General features: G+C 65.5%; 14 protein-coding genes. All 14 read right to left on the reverse strand.

Annotation, left to right across the window (positions count from 1 at the left end):
* Nucleotides 1–7: 7 nt before the first annotated feature.
* The 14 genes from SDENCHOL_RS00100 to SDENCHOL_RS00165 all read right to left on the reverse strand — a co-directional run bounded on the left by SDENCHOL_RS00100 (nt 8) and on the right by SDENCHOL_RS00165 (nt 15,736).
* Entirely contained in the window at nt 8–190 is a 183-nt protein-coding gene (locus tag SDENCHOL_RS00100; protein ID WP_154715608.1) for a hypothetical protein, read from the reverse strand.
* Between the two features lie 14 nt (nt 191–204).
* Complete coding sequence (lpxC, locus tag SDENCHOL_RS00105; protein ID WP_154715609.1) at nt 205–1,119, reverse strand: UDP-3-O-acyl-N-acetylglucosamine deacetylase; 915 nt, start codon at nt 1,117–1,119, stop codon at nt 205–207.
* Nucleotides 1,120–1,218: 99 nt separating this feature from the next.
* Complete coding sequence (ftsZ, locus tag SDENCHOL_RS00110) at nt 1,219–2,385, reverse strand: cell division protein FtsZ (protein ID WP_154715610.1); 1,167 nt, start codon at nt 2,383–2,385, stop codon at nt 1,219–1,221.
* Between the two features lie 130 nt (nt 2,386–2,515).
* On the reverse strand, nt 2,516–3,745 hold the full coding sequence (gene ftsA, locus SDENCHOL_RS00115; protein WP_154715611.1) for a cell division protein FtsA: 1,230 nt from the start codon (nt 3,743–3,745) through the stop codon (nt 2,516–2,518).
* Nucleotides 3,742–4,668, reverse strand: a complete 927-nt coding sequence (locus tag SDENCHOL_RS00120) for a cell division protein FtsQ/DivIB (protein ID WP_197706793.1) — start codon at nt 4,666–4,668, stop codon at nt 3,742–3,744. Before SDENCHOL_RS00120 ends, ftsA begins: the two co-directional genes overlap by 4 nt.
* A complete protein-coding gene (locus tag SDENCHOL_RS00125; RefSeq protein ID WP_154717299.1) occupies nt 4,661–5,557 on the reverse strand; it encodes a D-alanine--D-alanine ligase in 897 nt (298 codons plus the stop codon). The genes SDENCHOL_RS00120 and SDENCHOL_RS00125 overlap by 8 nt, the downstream gene beginning before the upstream one ends.
* Nucleotides 5,558–5,576: 19 nt before the next feature.
* Complete coding sequence (gene murB / locus SDENCHOL_RS00130) at nt 5,577–6,521, reverse strand: UDP-N-acetylmuramate dehydrogenase (RefSeq protein ID WP_420031032.1); 945 nt, start codon at nt 6,519–6,521, stop codon at nt 5,577–5,579.
* 3 nt (nt 6,522–6,524) lie between these two features.
* Nucleotides 6,525–7,937: a UDP-N-acetylmuramate--L-alanine ligase gene (murC, locus tag SDENCHOL_RS00135; protein ID WP_154715612.1), complete on the reverse strand. Its 1,413-nt coding sequence runs from the start codon at nt 7,935–7,937 to the stop codon at nt 6,525–6,527.
* Nucleotides 7,934–9,016, reverse strand: coding sequence for an undecaprenyldiphospho-muramoylpentapeptide beta-N-acetylglucosaminyltransferase (murG, locus tag SDENCHOL_RS00140; RefSeq protein WP_154715613.1), 1,083 nt, complete (start codon nt 9,014–9,016; stop codon nt 7,934–7,936). Before murG ends, murC begins: the two co-directional genes overlap by 4 nt.
* Entirely contained in the window at nt 9,013–10,170 is a 1,158-nt protein-coding gene (gene ftsW / locus SDENCHOL_RS00145; protein WP_154715614.1) for a putative lipid II flippase FtsW, read from the reverse strand. The genes murG and ftsW overlap by 4 nt, the downstream gene beginning before the upstream one ends.
* Nucleotides 10,167–11,570, reverse strand: a complete 1,404-nt coding sequence (gene murD, locus SDENCHOL_RS00150) for a UDP-N-acetylmuramoyl-L-alanine--D-glutamate ligase (RefSeq protein ID WP_154715615.1) — start codon at nt 11,568–11,570, stop codon at nt 10,167–10,169. The genes ftsW and murD overlap by 4 nt, the downstream gene beginning before the upstream one ends.
* 6 nt (nt 11,571–11,576) lie before the next feature.
* Entirely contained in the window at nt 11,577–12,731 is a 1,155-nt protein-coding gene (mraY, locus tag SDENCHOL_RS00155; protein WP_154715616.1) for a phospho-N-acetylmuramoyl-pentapeptide-transferase, read from the reverse strand.
* 75 nt (nt 12,732–12,806) lie between these two features.
* Nucleotides 12,807–14,225 (reverse strand): UDP-N-acetylmuramoyl-tripeptide--D-alanyl-D-alanine ligase, encoded by a 1,419-nt coding sequence (locus SDENCHOL_RS00160; RefSeq protein ID WP_154715617.1) that lies wholly within the window; start codon nt 14,223–14,225, stop codon nt 12,807–12,809.
* The gene (locus SDENCHOL_RS00165) at nt 14,222–15,736 is read right to left on the reverse strand and encodes a UDP-N-acetylmuramoyl-L-alanyl-D-glutamate--2,6-diaminopimelate ligase (protein WP_154715618.1); all 1,515 of its coding nucleotides are present in this window, start codon (nt 15,734–15,736) and stop codon (nt 14,222–14,224) included. Before SDENCHOL_RS00165 ends, SDENCHOL_RS00160 begins: the two co-directional genes overlap by 4 nt.
* Nucleotides 15,737–15,738 lie beyond the last annotated feature (2 nt).

The raw sequence follows: 15,738 nt of genomic DNA on the forward strand, positions 1-15,738 counted from the left end.
TGCAACACTACAGTACGATCAGGCGTTCGGCGGCAAGCAGCATCAGGACGACGCAGACGAAGATCAGCGCATATTTGGCGACTCGGCCGGCAAGACGCAAATAAAGGCGATCGCGGGTCACCAGATAGGCGAGGATACCGCTGCCGATGGCGATGGCGGTGAGCAGTCCGACGATGCGCAGCAACAGCATCGTTGCCGTGCCGCTCAGGCGGCCTGCGGATAGAGATGGGCCACGCCGGAGGGTGCTTCCTCGGCACGTTCGTAGCTGACGAACTCCCAGGCGCTGGCATCGGCCAGCAGTGCCCGCAATAGCTGATTGTTGAGGGCATGGCCGGACTTGTGGGCGGAAAACGCCGCCAGCAGCGGGTGCCCGACGATGTACAGATCGCCGATGGCATCGAGCAGCTTGTGCTTGGCGAACTCGTCGGCGAAGCGCAGGCCGTCGGCATTCAGCACGCGGTACTCGTCCATGACGATGGCGTTCTCCAGGCTGCCGCCCAGGGCCAGGCCCTGATCGCGCATGAATTCGACATCCTGGGTGAAGCCGAAGGTGCGCGCGCGCGCCACTTCCCGCACATAGGAGTTGTCGGCGAAATCGATGCTCACCTGGGTGCCCGTGCGGGCAACGGCCGGATGCTTGAAATCAATGGAAAAGCTGAGGCGAAAACCGTCATAGGGTTCGAGACGCGCCCATTTGTCGCCGTCGCGCACTTCGACCGGTTTCTTCACGCGCAGAAAGCGTTTAGCGGCCGGCTGTTCCTCGATCCCCGCCGATTTCAGCAGAAACACGAAAGGCGCCGCGCTGCCGTCCATGATCGGCAGTTCGGCGGCGTCGACGTCGATGTAGAGATTGTCGATGCCCAGCCCGGCAAGGGCGGACATCAGGTGTTCGATGGTGCCGATCTTCGCGCCGCCGGCTTCCAGGCAGGAGGCCATGCGCGTATCGCCGACCATCAGCGGATCGGCCTTGAGCTCGACCGGCTCGGCCAGATCGACGCGGCGAAAGACGATGCCGGTGCCGGGCGCGGCCGGACGCAGGACGATGGTCACCTTGACGCCGCTGTGCAAGCCGACGCCGGTGGCGCGAATCAAGGTCTTCAGGGTACGCTGCTTGAGCATGGCAATGGCGCGATGGTGCGATGTGACAATGGACGCTATGTCAGGAGGCGAATTCTAACATGGCGCCCATTGCCCACTTTTCAAGCCTGTTGCCGCGACTCAGTCCGCCTGCTTGCGCAGGAAGGCCGGAATATCGTACTTGTCGACGCCGCTGCTGCGCATTTCATCCACCGTGGCGTTGCGCGCGGTACGACCCGATTGGAACACCGGCGGCAAGCCGTCGAGATCATGACCGGCCGCCGCGGCGACCTCGAAGGGGCGGTCATCGGTACCGGTACGCAGCGTCGGCACCATGCTGATTTCCGGCTTGGGCTGGCGTTTGGCCATGGCGCCGAGGCCCGTGGCGACCACCGTGACGCGCAGGTTGTCTTCCATGGCGTCGTCGCATACCGTGCCGAAAATGATGGTGGCTTCGGGCGCGGCATAGTTGCGGATGGTGTTCATCACCTCCTTGACTTCCTTGAGGCCCAGCGACTGATTGGCGGTGATATTGACCAGCACGCCTTTTGCGCCGGACAGTTCGATGCCTTCCAGCAGCGGACTGGCGACGGCGCGCTCGGCGGCGATGCGCGCGCGATCGACGCCGGAAGCGGTGGCCGAACCCATCATGGCCTTGCCCATCTCGCCCATCACCGTGCGCACGTCCTCGAAGTCGACGTTGACCAGGCCCGGCACGTTGATGATTTCGGCAATCCCGCCGACGGCGTTCTTCAGCACGTTGTCCGCCGAACGGAAGGCTTCGAGCATGCTGACATCCTCGCCGAGCACGTCCATCAGCTTCTCGTTGAGGATGACGATCAGCGAGTCGACGTTCATCGCCAGTTCGGCCAGCCCCTGTTCGGCCAGCGACATGCGGCGGCCCTCGTATTCAAAGGGCTTGGTGACCACGGCCACGGTCAGGATGCCCAGTTCGCGCGCCACTTCGGCGATTACCGGCGCTGCGCCGGTGCCGGTGCCGCCGCCCATGCCGGCGGTGACGAACACCATGTGCGCTCCCTGCAGCATTTCGGCGATCCGCGCCCGCTCGACCTGCGCCAGATCGCGCGCCTTCTCCGGCTTGCCGCCGGCGCCGAGGCCCGGCCCGAGTTGCAGACGATCCGGCGCCGACGATTTATTCAGCGCCTGGGCGTCGGTGTTCACGCAAATGAACTCGACGCCCTGCACGCCCTCCCGGATCATGTGTTCGACGGCATTGCCGCCCGCGCCCCCGACACCGATCACCTTGATCACGGTGCAATTGGGGTCCTTGTCGATGATTTCAAACATACTCGCCTCCTGATTAAGACAACTGACTGCAAACGTTCACCGCCCGACCTGCATCCTGCCCAAGCCCTGCAATGAATACTTGAAAACCCGACAGCCGGCGCTGGCTCCAACCGACTGCGCCTTGCGCAATTCAAAAATTCCGTTCAAACCATGCCCGCATGCGCGACACCACCTGGGTAAAAGTCTTCGGCCCCTGAATCTTGAGTCCGCGCTTCTTCTGGGCCAGCCCCTCCATCAACAGGCCCGTCGCCGTCGAGTAGCGCGGATTGCGCACCACTTCCTTGAGGTTGCCCTCATACGCCGGCACGCCCTGCTTGACGGTATTGTGAAAAATCTCCTCGCCCAACTGCACCATGCCCGGCATCGCCGAAGCGCCGCCGGTCAGCACGATGCCGGCACGCAGCAGGCGCTCATAGCCGCTCTTGCGCAACTCGTCCTCGACCTTCATGAAGATTTCCTCGACGCGCGGCTGAATCACGCTGGCCAGCGTCTGGCGCGACAGCTTGGTCGATGGCCGGTCGCCCACGCCCGGCACCTCGATCATCTCCTCGGCATCGGCCATCTGTTGCAGGGCGTAGCCATAGCGGATCTTGATTTCCTCGGCATCCTGGGTCGACGTGCGCAAAGCGATGGCGATGTCGTTGGTGATCTGGTCGCCGGCAATCGGAATCACCGCCGTGTGGCGGATCGCGCCTTGCGCGAAGACGGCAATGTCGGTGGTGCCGCCGCCGATATCGACGAGGCAAACGCCGACTTCCTTTTCGTCGTCGGTCAGCACCGCGTAGCCCGAAGCCAGTGGCTGCAGCACCAGATCGACGACCTCCAGGCCGCAGCGATGCACGCACTTGACGATGTTCTGCACCGAGGTCACCGCGCCGGTAACGATGTGCACGCGCACTTCGAGGCGCCGCGCATCCATGCCGATCGGCTCCTTGACGCCGTCCTGGCCATCGACGATGAATTCCTGCACCAGCGTGTGCAGCAGCCTGTCGTCCGCCGAAATCGGCGTGGCCTCGGCAGCCTCGATGGCGCGCTGCACGTCGAACTGGGTGACTTCCTTGTCGCGCACCACCGCCATGCCGTCGGAATCCTTGCTCTTGATGTGGCTGCCGGCGATGCCGGTATACACATCCTTGACCTTGGCATTGGCCATCAGCTCGACTTCCTGGATGGCGCGCGAAATGGCGTTCACCGTCGCCTCGATGTTGACCACCACGCCCTTCTTGAGCCCCTTCGACTCATGGCTGCCGACGCCGAGGATGGACAACTGGCCGCTCTCGGTGAGTTCGGCGACGATGGCGACGATCTTCGACGTACCGATGTCGAGGCCGACGATCAGTTCCCTGTTTTCCTTGCTCATGTATTGCCTTTACCCGAAACCGATGCGGCGCCCGACGCGCCCCCGACGCCTTGTGCTGAACCTGATGTTTTCCTTGCAAGCTCCTGGCTGCCCAGGCTGCCCGCCCCGGGCCGCAGAGCGAAGCCGCTCGGATAACGCATGTCGATGGCCGCAATCGTCAGCGGCACGCGTTCCCGTACTGCGGCGTAAGTACCGACGAAACGCTCGATCCGCTCATGGATCGAATGACTGTTCTGATCACGCCCCAGCTCCAGCACCAGACCATCATCGAGCCGCAGTTGCCAAGCCTGGCGCGGCGAGAGCAGCACCGTGCGCGCCGTGCGGCCAAGCTGCGCCAGCAGCTCGTTGAATTCGCGATAACGCGCCAGCACCTGCGGCGCGCTGCCTTCCGGGCCGCCAAACAGCGGCAGCGCATGCTGGCTGCCGGCCAGTGCCGCGTTGAACACCTCGCCCTGCCGATTCACCAGCCGCATCTCGCCGGTACTGTTGCGCCAGCGGGCGACGGCGACGTGCTCCTCGATCTCGACTTCCAGCGCATCGGGCCAGTGCCGCCGCACCGAAGCCTTGCGCACCCAGGGGAGCTTCTCGAAAGAGGCGCGGATGCCATCCAGATCGACGGTGAAGAAATTGCCGCTGAGCGAATGCTGCACGGCGTACTCGACCTGGGTATGCGTCACCTGGTCGATCGGGCTGTTCACCACGATCTGCTTCAGCGGAAACAGCGGCAGGCGTACGACGGCAAGCAGCAGGGCATAGCCCAGCGCAAGGATGCCGAACAGCAGCAGGGTATCGGCGACGACGTTCATCAGCGGCGGCCGCTCCCAGAAACCGTCGGCCGGCGAACGCGGCTTGCGGCGCCGCTCGACGCGCGGCCGGGCATCCGCCTTGCGGCGCAGGCCGGCAATGGCGGCAAACTTAGCCAAGACGGGCCTCCGCCAGTATCTGCAATATCAGTTCGCCGAAATCGAGACCGGCGGCGCGCGCCGCCATCGGTACCAGGGAATGGTCGGTCATGCCCGGCGCGGTATTCACTTCCAGGAAATACGGATTGCCCTGGTGGTCCAACATCAGGTCGACGCGTCCCCAGCCGCGTCCGCCCAGCACCGCGAAAGCCTTCAGCGCCAGCGCGCCCAGCGCCTGCTCCTGTTCTGCCGGCAAGCCGCAGGGGCAAAGGTATTGCGTGGCATCGCTGAGATACTTGGCGTCGTAGTCGTAGTATTCGCCGGCAGGCACGATGCGGATCATCGGCAACACCTGCGGACGGCCATCCCGTTCGATGATGGCGATGGTGTACTCGCCCGCATCGACGAAACGCTCGGCCAGCACCAGCGGATCGTACTGCGCCGCTTCCGCATAAGCGGTGGCCAAACCATCGGACAGCTTGACCTTGCTGATACCGATGCTGGAGCCTTCATTGGCCGGCTTGACGAAAATCGGCAGCCCCAGCCGGCGCTCGACAGCGGCAAAATCGCTGTGCTCGTCGAGCAGCACGTAATCGGGCACCGGAATGCCGGCCGCCTGCCAGACCAGCTTGGTGCGCCACTTGTCCATGGCCAGGGCGGAAGCCAGTACGCCGCTGCCGGTATAGGGAATCTTCAGCCATTCGAGCGCGCCCTGCAGCCTGCCATCCTCGCCACCCTGGCCGTGCAGGGCGATGAAGACGCGCTGGTAGCCTTCACTCTGCAGCAGCGACAGCGACTGGTCGCGCGGATCGAAGGCATGCGCATCGACGCCGGCAGCGCGCAGCGCCGCGAGCACGGCCGCGCCGCTTTTCAGCGATACCTCGCGCTCGGCCGAATCGCCGCCGAACATGACCGCCACCTTGCCGTACTCACACTGCTGCTTCAAGTTTTTCCCCCACGATACGCACTTCCGGCACCAGCTCGATACCGAATTTTTCCTTTACCGTCGCCTGAATCCGGCCGACTAGCATTTCTATCTCAGTTGCGCTCGCCCTGTTCTCTGGATTAACGACAAAATTGGCGTGCATTTCCGAAACTCGCGCGCCGCCGATGGCATGGCCTTTCAAGCCCGCTTCCTGAATCAGGCGGGCGGCATGATCGCCGGGCGGGTTGCGGAACACCGAACCGGCATTCGGCTGCTGCAGGGGCTGGGTGGCGATGCGCCGCTCCAGCAACGCCTTGATGCGCGCCCGCGCCGCCGCACCATCTCCCGGCGGAAAATGCAGCCAGGCGGCGGCGAACCATTCGTCGCAGACCGCACGCAGACCAACATGGCGATAGGCCACGGCAAATTCATCCGGGCTGCGCTCATGGCGACGCCCCTGACGATCGATCATCAGCACCCGCACCACATGGTTCCAGGTTTCGCCGCCGTGGCAGCCCGCATTCATGGCCAGCGCACCGCCGAACGTGCCGGGAATGCCGGCCAGGAATTCGCCGCCAACACGCCCCTGGTTGGCGACGAAACGCGCCAACTTGGGACTCGCCACGCCCGCTTCGGCATACACCAGGCCATCTTCCTGCATGCGCAGCACGCCGAGCGCGCCATGGGTAAACACCACGGTGCCATCGAAGCCGCCGTCACGCACCAGCAGATTGGAGCCCAGACCGACGAACAGCAGCGGCTCGTCCTCCCGCAGCATGGCGAGAAAGACGCAAAGATCATCGAGATCCGCCGGGAAGTAGGCCCGCGCCACCTTGCCGCCGGCACGCCAGGAGACGTGCCGCGCCATCGGCTCGTCGAGGCGCAGCTCGCCCCTCAAGGCAGTGCGCGCCGACGGCTGGGGATCAAGATGACGGGCCGTCATGTTCATCGCTCAGGCCGCGCCGCCCGCCACTTTGCCGGCGACCTGGCCGATCGAGCCCGCACCCATGGTGATGACCACATCGCCATCGCGTACCGCATCGAGTATGGCCTGCGGCAAGGCGGCGACGTCGTCGACGAATACCGGCTCGACCTTGCCGGCGACGCGCACCGCGCGCGTCAGGCTGCGGCCGTCGGCGGCAACGATGGGCGTTTCGCCGGCGGCATAGACTTCGGTCAGCAGCAACGCATCGAAGCCGGACAACACCTTGACGAAATCCTCGAAGCAGTCGCGCGTGCGCGTGTAGCGATGCGGCTGGAAGGTCAGCAGCAGGCGGCGATCAGGGAAGGCGCCGCGCGCGGCGGCAAGCACGGCGGCGATCTCGGCCGGGTGATGGCCGTAATCGTCGATCAGCGTGAAGCTGCCGCTGCCATCGCCGCGCGCCGGTAGGGCGATCTCGCCGTAGCGCTGGAAACGCCGGCCGACGCCCTTGAATTCGGCGAGCGCCTTGGCGATCGCCGCATCGCCGATGCCGACCTCGGTGGCAACGGCGATGGCCGCCAGCGCATTGAGCACATTGTGGCGGCCGGGAATATTGAGAACGATCGGCAGGCGGTTGATGCTGCCATTCACGCGCACGCAATCGAAATGCATCTGGCTGCCGACCGCCCTGACATTCTCGGCGCGGAAATTGGCGGCAGAATCCGGACCGAAGCCGTAGGTGACGATCTGCTTGGCGACGCGCGGCAGGATCTCGCGCACGTTGGCATCGTCCTCGCAGAGCACGGCGACGCCATAGAACGGCAGACGCTGGAGAAAGTCGATGAACGCCTGCCGCAGCCTGCCGATGTCGTGATCGTAGGTTTCCATGTGATCGGCGTCGATGTTGGTGACCACCGAAATCACCGGCGACAGGCAGAGAAAGGAGGCGTCCGATTCGTCCGCCTCGGCCACCAGAAAATCGCCCTGGCCGAGCTGGGCATTGGCATCGGCCGCATTCAGCTTGCCACCGATGACGAAAGTGGGATCCAGCCCGCCTTCGGCAAGGATGCTGGCGATCAGGCTGGTAGTCGTCGTCTTGCCATGCGAGCCGGCCACGGCGATGCCCTGCTTGAAGCGCATCAGCTCGGCCAGCATCTGCGCGCGCGGCACCACCGGAATCTTGCGCTCGCGGGCGGCGGCGACTTCCGGGTTGCCTTCCTTGACGGCCGTCGACACCACCACGGCATCGGCCGCCGCCACGTTTTCCGCCGTGTGTCCCTGCACCACATGCACGCCCAGACCGGCAAGGCGCCGGGTGGCGGCATTCACGCCGAGATCCGAACCGCTCACCTCGAAGCCCTGGGTGGCGAGCACCTCGGCGATTCCGCTCATGCCGACGCCGCCGATGCCGACGAAATGTATGCGTTTGACTTTGTGCTTCATCGTCTCAACTCCCTGCATGCCTGCACGACGTTTGCCGTTGCCTCGGGCCGCGCCAGGACGCGGGCCTGTTCCGCCATCTGCTGCAATCGTTCGCGTTTCATGCGCAATAGTTCAGCCAGTCTTTCCGCGCTCAGTTCGCGCTGCGGCAGCAGCACGGCCGCATCCGCCGCGGCCAGAAAGCGGGCATTGCCGGTTTGATGGTCATCCACCGCATGCGGGTAGGGCACCAGGATGCTGGCCACGCCCGCCGCCGCCAGCTCGGCGACGGTCAGCGCGCCGGCGCGGCAGATCACCAGATCCGCCCGGGCATAGGCGGCCGCCATGTCCTCGATGAAAGGCAGGCAATCGGCCGCCACGCCCGCCTGCGCATAACCCGCCCGCAGCGCGGCGATGTTCTTCTCGCCCGCCTGATGCACGACCCGCGGCCGCTCATCCGCGGGGAGCAAAGCCAATGCTGCCGGCAAGACTTCATTCAGCGCCACGGCGCCCAGGCTGCCGCCCACCACCAGCAACTGCAACGGCTCACCCGCATCGGCACGCTGTCGATAACGCTGTGCCGGCGACGGCAGCGCGGCAATTTCGGCACGCACCGGATTGCCCGTCCAGCGCGCATTCTTCAAGACATCCGGAAAACCCGTCAGCACCCGGTCGGCCACGCCGGCGAGCACCCTGTTGGCCAGACCGGCCACCGAGTTCTGTTCATGCACCACCAGCGGAATCCCCTTCAGCACCGCCATCATGCCGGCCGGAAAGCTGACGAAGCCGCCCAGTCCGATCACCACGTCAGGCTTGACTTCAGCCAGGCGCCGCAGCGCCTCGGCAAAGCCGCGCAGCAGGTTGAACGGCAGCAGCAGCTTGCGCAGCAATCCCTTGCCGCGCAGCGCGCCGAAGCGCAACTCGGCCATTTCAAACCCGCGCGCCGGCACCAGCCGCGCCTCCATGCCGGCAGGATTGCCCAGCCAGACCACCCGCCAACCGTCGGCCCGCGCCGCATCGGCCACGGCCAGGCCGGGGAAAATGTGGCCGCCGGTGCCGCCGGCCATCACCAGCAGCGTCGCTGGGGGACGCGCGGAATTCATGGCCGACCTCCACGCATCAGCAGCCGATTCTCGTAATCGACGCGCAGCAGGATCGCCAGGGCCACGCAGTTGGCGAGAATGCCCGAACCACCGAAACTCATCAGCGGCAGGGTGAGCCCCTTGGTCGGCAGCAGCCCCATGTTCACTCCCATGTTGATGAAGGACTGCACGCCGATCCAGATGCCGATGCCTTGCGCCACCAGGCCGGAATAGATGCGATCGAGCAGCAGGGCCTGGCGGCCGATGACGAAGGCGCGCTGCACCAGCAAGACAAACAGGCAGATGACGACGACCACGCCGACAAAGCCGAGCTCCTCGGCAATCACCGCCAGCAGGAAGTCGGTATGCGCTTCGGGCAGATAGAACAACTTTTCCACGCTGGCCCCCAGGCCGACGCCCAGCCATTCGCCGCGGCCGAAGGCGATCAGCGCATGCGAGAGCTGGTAACCCTTGCCGAAGGCATCCTGCCAGGGATCCATGAAACCGAAAATGCGCTCGCGCCGGTAAGGCGACATCCAGATCAGCAAGACGAAGCCGACCAGCAGCACCAGCACCAGGGCACCGAAGATGCGCACATTGATGCCGCCGAGAAACAGGATGCCCATGGCAATGGCAACGATCACCACGAAGGCGCCGAAATCCGGCTCGCGCAGCAGCAGAAAACCGACCAGCAGCATGACCGCGGCCATCGGCGCAAAACCGCGCATGAAGGAGCCCATGTCGGCCAGCTTGCGCGAGGTGTAGTCGGCCGCGTAGAGCACGACGAACAGTTTCATCAACTCGGAAGGCTGCAGGTTGACCAGCCCCAGCGGCAGCCAGCGCTGCGAACCATTCACCGAACGTCCCACATGCGGAATCAGCACCAGGATCAGCAGCAGGAAACCGCCGAGGAACAACCAGGGCGCCGCCGCCTGCCAGAAACGCAGCGGCATCTGGAAGACCACCGCCGCCGAGATCAGGCCGACGGCCAGGAAGACGCCATGGCGCACCAGAAAGTAGGCCGACTGATGGCCGGTGAACTTGCTGCCCTCGGCGGTGGCGATCGAGGCCGAATACACCATCACCAGCCCCAGCATCAGCAGCGCCAGCGCCGCCCACAGCAGCAGCGGATCGTATTCCTGCTGGATGGAATGTTGGCGGTGCGGAAGCATCATGCGCCATCCCCCACAACGGCAAGCGCGCGCACGGCGTCGATGAATGCCTCGGCGCGATGAACGTAGTTGCGATACATGTCGAAACTGGCGCAGGCCGGCGAAAGCAGCACCGCATCCCCCGGCCGTGCCGCCGCCGCCGCCGCCAGCACCGCCTCGTCCATGCCGGCAGCGCGCCGCAGCGGTACGGCGCCATCCTGCAGGACCGCTTCGATCAGAGGCGCATCGCGGCCGAGCAACACCACGGCGCGCGCATGCGCCGCCACTGCCGGCCCGAGCGGCGAAAAATCCTGTCCCTTGCCATCGCCCCCGGCAATCAGCACCGTCTTGCCGTCCGGCGCATGCAGGCGGCCTTGCAAGGCAGCGACGGTCGCGCCCACATTGGTACCTTTCGAATCGTCGTAGTAGCGCACGCCATGGATTTCGGCAACGAATTCGACGCGATGCGGCAAACCCTGGAAACTCAGCAGGCCATCGAGCAAGCGCGGCATGGCCAGATCCAGCGCATGACACAGCGCCAGCGCGGCCAGCGCGTTGGCCGCGTTGTGCAAACCGGGCAGCGGCAGACGCGATACGGGCAGCAGGAAACTGTCGCCCTGTACCAGCCACGGATCGCCGCCCCTGTTTCGCAGGCCAAAATCCTCCAGCATCCCCGGCGCATCGAGGCCGAAGCTGAGCAGCCAGCGGCCCGGCAGCGCCATGCGCTTGACGCGCGCATCGTCGCGGTTGAGCACCTGCACCCCGTCGCCGGCGAAGATGCGCGCCTTGGCGCTGGCGTACTCGTCCAGATCGATGTAGCGGTCGAGGTGATCGTCGCTGACATTCAGCACCGTCGCCACGTCGGCCTGGAGCGTGTCGAGCGTTTCGAGCTGGAAGCTCGACAATTCCAGCACCCAGATTTCCGGCAGCTTGCCGGCGTCCAGGCGCGCCATCAGCGCATCGAGCGCGGCCGGGGAAATGTTGCCGGCCAGCTCGGCATCGTGGCCGGCCGCGCGGCACAGATGCGCGGTCAGGGTCGCCGTCGTGGTCTTGCCGTTGGTGCCGGTGATGGCAATGACCTTGCACTGTTGGCGCACACCCAGCTCGCGCAACGCCTCGGCGAACAGTTCGATTTCGCCGAGTACGCGGATGCCGCGCGCGCGCGCCTCGAACACCACCATCTGGCCGGCCGAAAGCCCGGGCGACAGCGCCAGGAGGTCGATACCGGCAAGCAGCGCCTTGTCGAAGGCGCCGGGGATGAATTCGGCGCCGGGCACGGCGGCGTGCAACTGCGCCAGACCCGGCGGCGTCGCCCGCGTATCGGCCACGCGCACACGGGCGCCCTGGCGCGCGCACCAGCGCGCCATCGCCAGCCCGGACTCACCGAGACCGAGGATCAGGACATGCAGGCCGCTCAGTTTCATTTCCGCTCAACGTATCTTCAGCGTGGACAGGCCGAACAGCACCAGCATGATGGTGATGATCCAGAAGCGCACCACCACCTGGGTTTCCTTCCAGCCGCCGAGTTCGAAATGATGATGCAGCGGCGCCATGCGGAAGATGCGCTTGCCGCCGGTCAGCTTGAAATACGCCACCTGCAGCATCACCGATACGGTCTCCGCGACGAACACGCCGCCCATGATGAACAGCACGATTTCCTGCCGCGCGATGATCGCCACCGTACCCAATGCCGCGCCCAGGGCCAGCGCGCCGACATCGCCCATGAAGACTTCGGCCGGATGCGCGTTGAACCACAGGAAGCCCAGTCCGGCGCCGGCCAGCGCCGCGCAGAACACCGCCAACTCGCCGGCGCCGGGAATGTAGGGCAACAGTAGATATTTGGCGATCACGGCATGGCCGGCGACATAGGAAAAAATCCCCAGCGCCGCGCCGACCATGACCGTCGGCATGATCGCCAGCCCGTCCAGCCCATCGGTGAGATTCACCGCATTGCTCGAACCGACGATGACGAAATAGCTGAGGATCATGAAACCGAAGACCCCCAGCGGGTAGCTCACGCTCTTGAAGAAAGGCACGATCAGCGCCGCATTCTGCGGCAACTGCATGGTGAAGCCGCTTTGCACCCAGGCGGCAAACAGTTCGATCAGTTGCTCATTGCCGCGTACCGCCACGGCAAAGCCCAGGCAGATGGCGGCAAACACGGCGATGAAGGATTGCCAAAAATACTTGCTGCGCGCCGACAGTCCCTTGGGGTTGCGATGCACCACCTTGCACCAGTCATCGACCCAGCCGACGGCGCCGAAACCCAGCGTGACCAGCAGCGTGATCCAGACGAAGCGATTCGACAGATCCGCCCACAACAGGGTCGAGGCGGTGAGTGCCAGCAGTATCAGGGCGCCGCCCATGGTCGGCGTGCCGGCCTTGACCAGATGCGTCTGCGGGCCGTCATCGCGCACCGACTGGCCGATCTTCTTCGCCGCCAGCCAGCGAATCACCACCGGCCCGCAGGCGAAGGAAATCAGCAACGCCGTCATTGCCGCCAGCACGGCGCGCAAGGTGATGTAGTTGAAGACATTGAAGGCGCGGATGTCCTGCGCCAGCCATTTGGTCAGTTCAAGCAGCATGACGGCCTCCTGAAGACCAGCGATTTTGTTGGGGCTTCCGTTTCATGGCGAGACCGTCCACTGTCCATAGATTCTTCAATTCGTCTTGCTCTCGATGGCATCGGCAATGCGCTCCATTTTCATGAAGCGCGAGCCCTTGACGAGCACCGTGGTGTGCGCGTCGAGCAAGGGCCGCAGCGCCTCGATCAAGCTGGCATGGCTGCGGAAATGCTGCGCTCCCTCACCGAAATTGCGCACCGCCACGGCGGCGTATTCGCCCAGCGCCAGCAACTGGTCGATCCCCATGCTCTTGGCGTAGCCGCCGATCTCGTCGTGGAACTGCCCCGCCTGGCCGCCGACCTCGCCCATGTCGCCCATCACCAGAATCCTGCGTCCGGGCATGCTCGCCAGGACGTCGATGGCGGCGCGCATGGAGTCGGGATTGGCGTTGTAGCTATCGTCGATCAGCAAGGCGCCCCCTTGCGCGGCGCGGCGCTGCAAGCGTCCGCCGACGCCGGTATAGGCCTGCAGTCCGGCCACGACGGCATCCAGCGTGGCGCCGGCCGCCAGCGTGGCCGCAGCCGCCGCCAGCGCGTTGCGCGCATTGTGCACACCCGGCACCTGCAGGTCGATCGTTGCCGGCGCAGCAGCTTGCGGCAACTGCAAAACCAGGCGTCCGCCGAAATGCTGCGGCTGATAGCCGGCATGGATTTCAGCCTCCGCGGCGCTCAACCCAAAGCCGATCACCTTGCTGGCGCCGGCCTTGCCCGCCAGCTCGCGCCACAGTTCGGCATGCGCGTCATCGGCATTGATCACCGCGCTGCCGTCCGGCTGCAGGCCGCTGAATATCTCGCCCTTGGCGCGCGCCACGGCGGCCAGGCTGCCCAAGCCCTCGAGGTGGGCGCGCTGGGCATTGTTCACCAGCGCCACCGTCGGCGCGGCCAGGCGCGTCAGATAATCGATCTCGCCGGGATGATTCATGCCCATCTCCAGCACGGCGGCGCGATGCGTCGAACGCAGGCGCAGCAGCATCAGCGGCAGGCCGATGTCATTGTTGAGATTGCCGGCAGTGGCAAGCACCGCCGTCTGCGGATCGTCGCCGTTACGGACGGCCTGCTCGCGCAGTATCGCCGCGCACATTTCCTTGACCGTGGTCTTGCCGTTGCTGCCGGTGATGCCGATCAGCGGCAGCGTGAAACGGCGGCGCCAGTTCGCTGCCAGCGTGCCGAGCGCGCGCCGCGTGTCGACAACGACGATCAGCGGCAGACCGGCAGCCTGGGTTCCCTGCTGCTGCAGCCACGCCGCATCGACCAGCGCGCCGGCCGCGCCATCCTGCGTCAGCACTTTGCGCACGAAGTCGTGGCCGTCGAAATTTTCCCCGCGCAGGGCGATGAACAATTCGCCGGAACGAATACGGCGCGAGTCCGTGCTCACGCCGCCGACCGGCGCATCCGCACGCTCGTCAGCCAGCAGACGGCCGCCACTGCCTTGCGCGGCTTCGCCCAGCGTCATCATCTTTCGGCCCTCCACGCCGCCAGGGCAAGCTGCGCCTGCTCCAGATCGGAATAGGGCAGGCGCTGGCCGGCGATTTCCTGATAGGCCTCGTGTCCCTTGCCGGCGATCAGCAGCACATCCTGCGGCTGCAGCGTACTCACGCTGGACACGATGGCGGCAGTGCGATCGGGTTCGCTGCGGGCCGGCCTCGTCATGCCATCGAGGATGGCGGTGATGATGGCTTGCGGATTTTCGGTACGCGGATTGTCGCTGGTGACGACGATCTCGTCGGCAAAGCGTTCGGCCGCCCGTCCCATCAGCGGCCGCTTGCCGGGATCGCGATCCCCGCCGCAGCCGAAGACGCACAGCAGACGCCCTGCGCGCGCGACGGCCACTTCGCGCAATGTCATCAGCACCTGCTCCAGCGCATCCGGGGTATGGGCGTAATCGACCACCAGCAACGGCGCATCGCCGTCGGCATCGGTATTGACGATCTGCAGCCGTCCCGGCGGCGGCGTCAGCCGGGCGCAACTGGCCGACGCATCCAGCGGCGCCACGTCGGCAGCCAGCAGCGCGGCAAATACCGCCAGCAGGTTGCTGGCATTGAAACGGCCGAGCAGTGGGGCCTCGACCGCCACGGCTTCCGCCACTGCCGTGCCGGCTGCGTCGAAACTGAAACCGTTGCCGCCGACTGCCAGATTGCGGGCGACCAGCAGCTCATCGACGCTGCCGCCATGCGGACAGTTCTCATCCAGCGTATAGCCGATGCGGCGCACGCTGCGGCCGGCAAGGTTGTCGGCCAGCGCCACGCCGAGCGGATCGTCCAGATTGAAGATGGCATTGCGGATGCCGGGCAACTCAAACAGACGCGCCTTGGCCGCGCCGTAGTTGATGATGTTGCCGTGGTATTCGAGATGATCGCGGGTCAGGTTGGTGAAGATCACGGTGTCGAAATGCACGCCATCCACGCGTTTCTGATCCAGGCCGATCGAGGATACTTCCATGGCACAGGCCGTGGCACCCGCCTCTCGCAGCCCGGCCAGGGCCGCATGCACGCTGATGACATCCGGCGTGGTGTTCGCGCTATCGACCAGCGCGCCCGGCAGGCCATTGCCCAGCGTGCCGATGACGCCGCAGCGGCGGCCGAGCATGTTCAGGGCCTGCGCGATCCACTGGCTCACCGTGGTCTTGCCATTGGTGCCGGTGATGCCGCAGACCCACATTCGCGACGACGGCCGGCCGTGCATTTCGTCGGCCAGCGCGCCCAGCACCGCCTGCAAGCCGTCGACCGGCACGTTCGGCACCTTGTCCAAACGCGCGGCGCAGTCGCCGGCCGCCGCGCTTTCCCAGATGACCGCCGCCGCGCCGCGCTGCAGGGCATCCTCGATGTAATCGCGCCCATCGCCGCGCACCCCGGGCAGGGCGACAAAGATGCTGCCCTCGGTCATGCGCCGCGAATCGGCACTGATGCCGCACTCAGCCACGGTCACGCCCTGGCGCTGCAATTCGGCGAAAATTTCGCTTATGGTCATGC

Source organism: Sterolibacterium denitrificans (genome assembly GCF_900174485.1).
Classification (GTDB): Bacteria; Pseudomonadota; Gammaproteobacteria; order Burkholderiales; family Rhodocyclaceae; genus Sterolibacterium; species Sterolibacterium denitrificans.

Coding starts and splice junctions, on each gene's coding strand:
- SDENCHOL_RS00100 (WP_154715608.1), bottom strand. CDS start 190: ATGCTGTTGCTGCGCATCGTCGGACTGCTCACCGCCATCGCCATCGGC.
- lpxC (WP_154715609.1), bottom strand. CDS start 1,119: ATGCTCAAGCAGCGTACCCTGAAGACCTTGATTCGCGCCACCGGCGTC.
- ftsZ (WP_154715610.1), bottom strand. CDS start 2,385: ATGTTTGAAATCATCGACAAGGACCCCAATTGCACCGTGATCAAGGTG.
- ftsA (WP_154715611.1), bottom strand. CDS start 3,745: ATGAGCAAGGAAAACAGGGAACTGATCGTCGGCCTCGACATCGGTACG.
- SDENCHOL_RS00125 (WP_154717299.1), bottom strand. CDS start 5,557: ATGTTCGGCGGCGATTCGGCCGAGCGCGAGGTATCGCTGAAAAGCGGC.
- murB (WP_420031032.1), bottom strand. CDS start 6,521: ATGAACATGACGGCCCGTCATCTTGATCCCCAGCCGTCGGCGCGCACT.
- murC (WP_154715612.1), bottom strand. CDS start 7,937: ATGAAGCACAAAGTCAAACGCATACATTTCGTCGGCATCGGCGGCGTC.
- murG (WP_154715613.1), bottom strand. CDS start 9,016: ATGAATTCCGCGCGTCCCCCAGCGACGCTGCTGGTGATGGCCGGCGGC.
- ftsW (WP_154715614.1), bottom strand. CDS start 10,170: ATGATGCTTCCGCACCGCCAACATTCCATCCAGCAGGAATACGATCCG.
- murD (WP_154715615.1), bottom strand. CDS start 11,570: ATGAAACTGAGCGGCCTGCATGTCCTGATCCTCGGTCTCGGTGAGTCC.
- mraY (WP_154715616.1), bottom strand. CDS start 12,731: ATGCTGCTTGAACTGACCAAATGGCTGGCGCAGGACATCCGCGCCTTC.
- SDENCHOL_RS00160 (WP_154715617.1), bottom strand. CDS start 14,225: ATGATGACGCTGGGCGAAGCCGCGCAAGGCAGTGGCGGCCGTCTGCTG.
- SDENCHOL_RS00165 (WP_154715618.1), bottom strand. CDS start 15,736: ATGACCATAAGCGAAATTTTCGCCGAATTGCAGCGCCAGGGCGTGACC.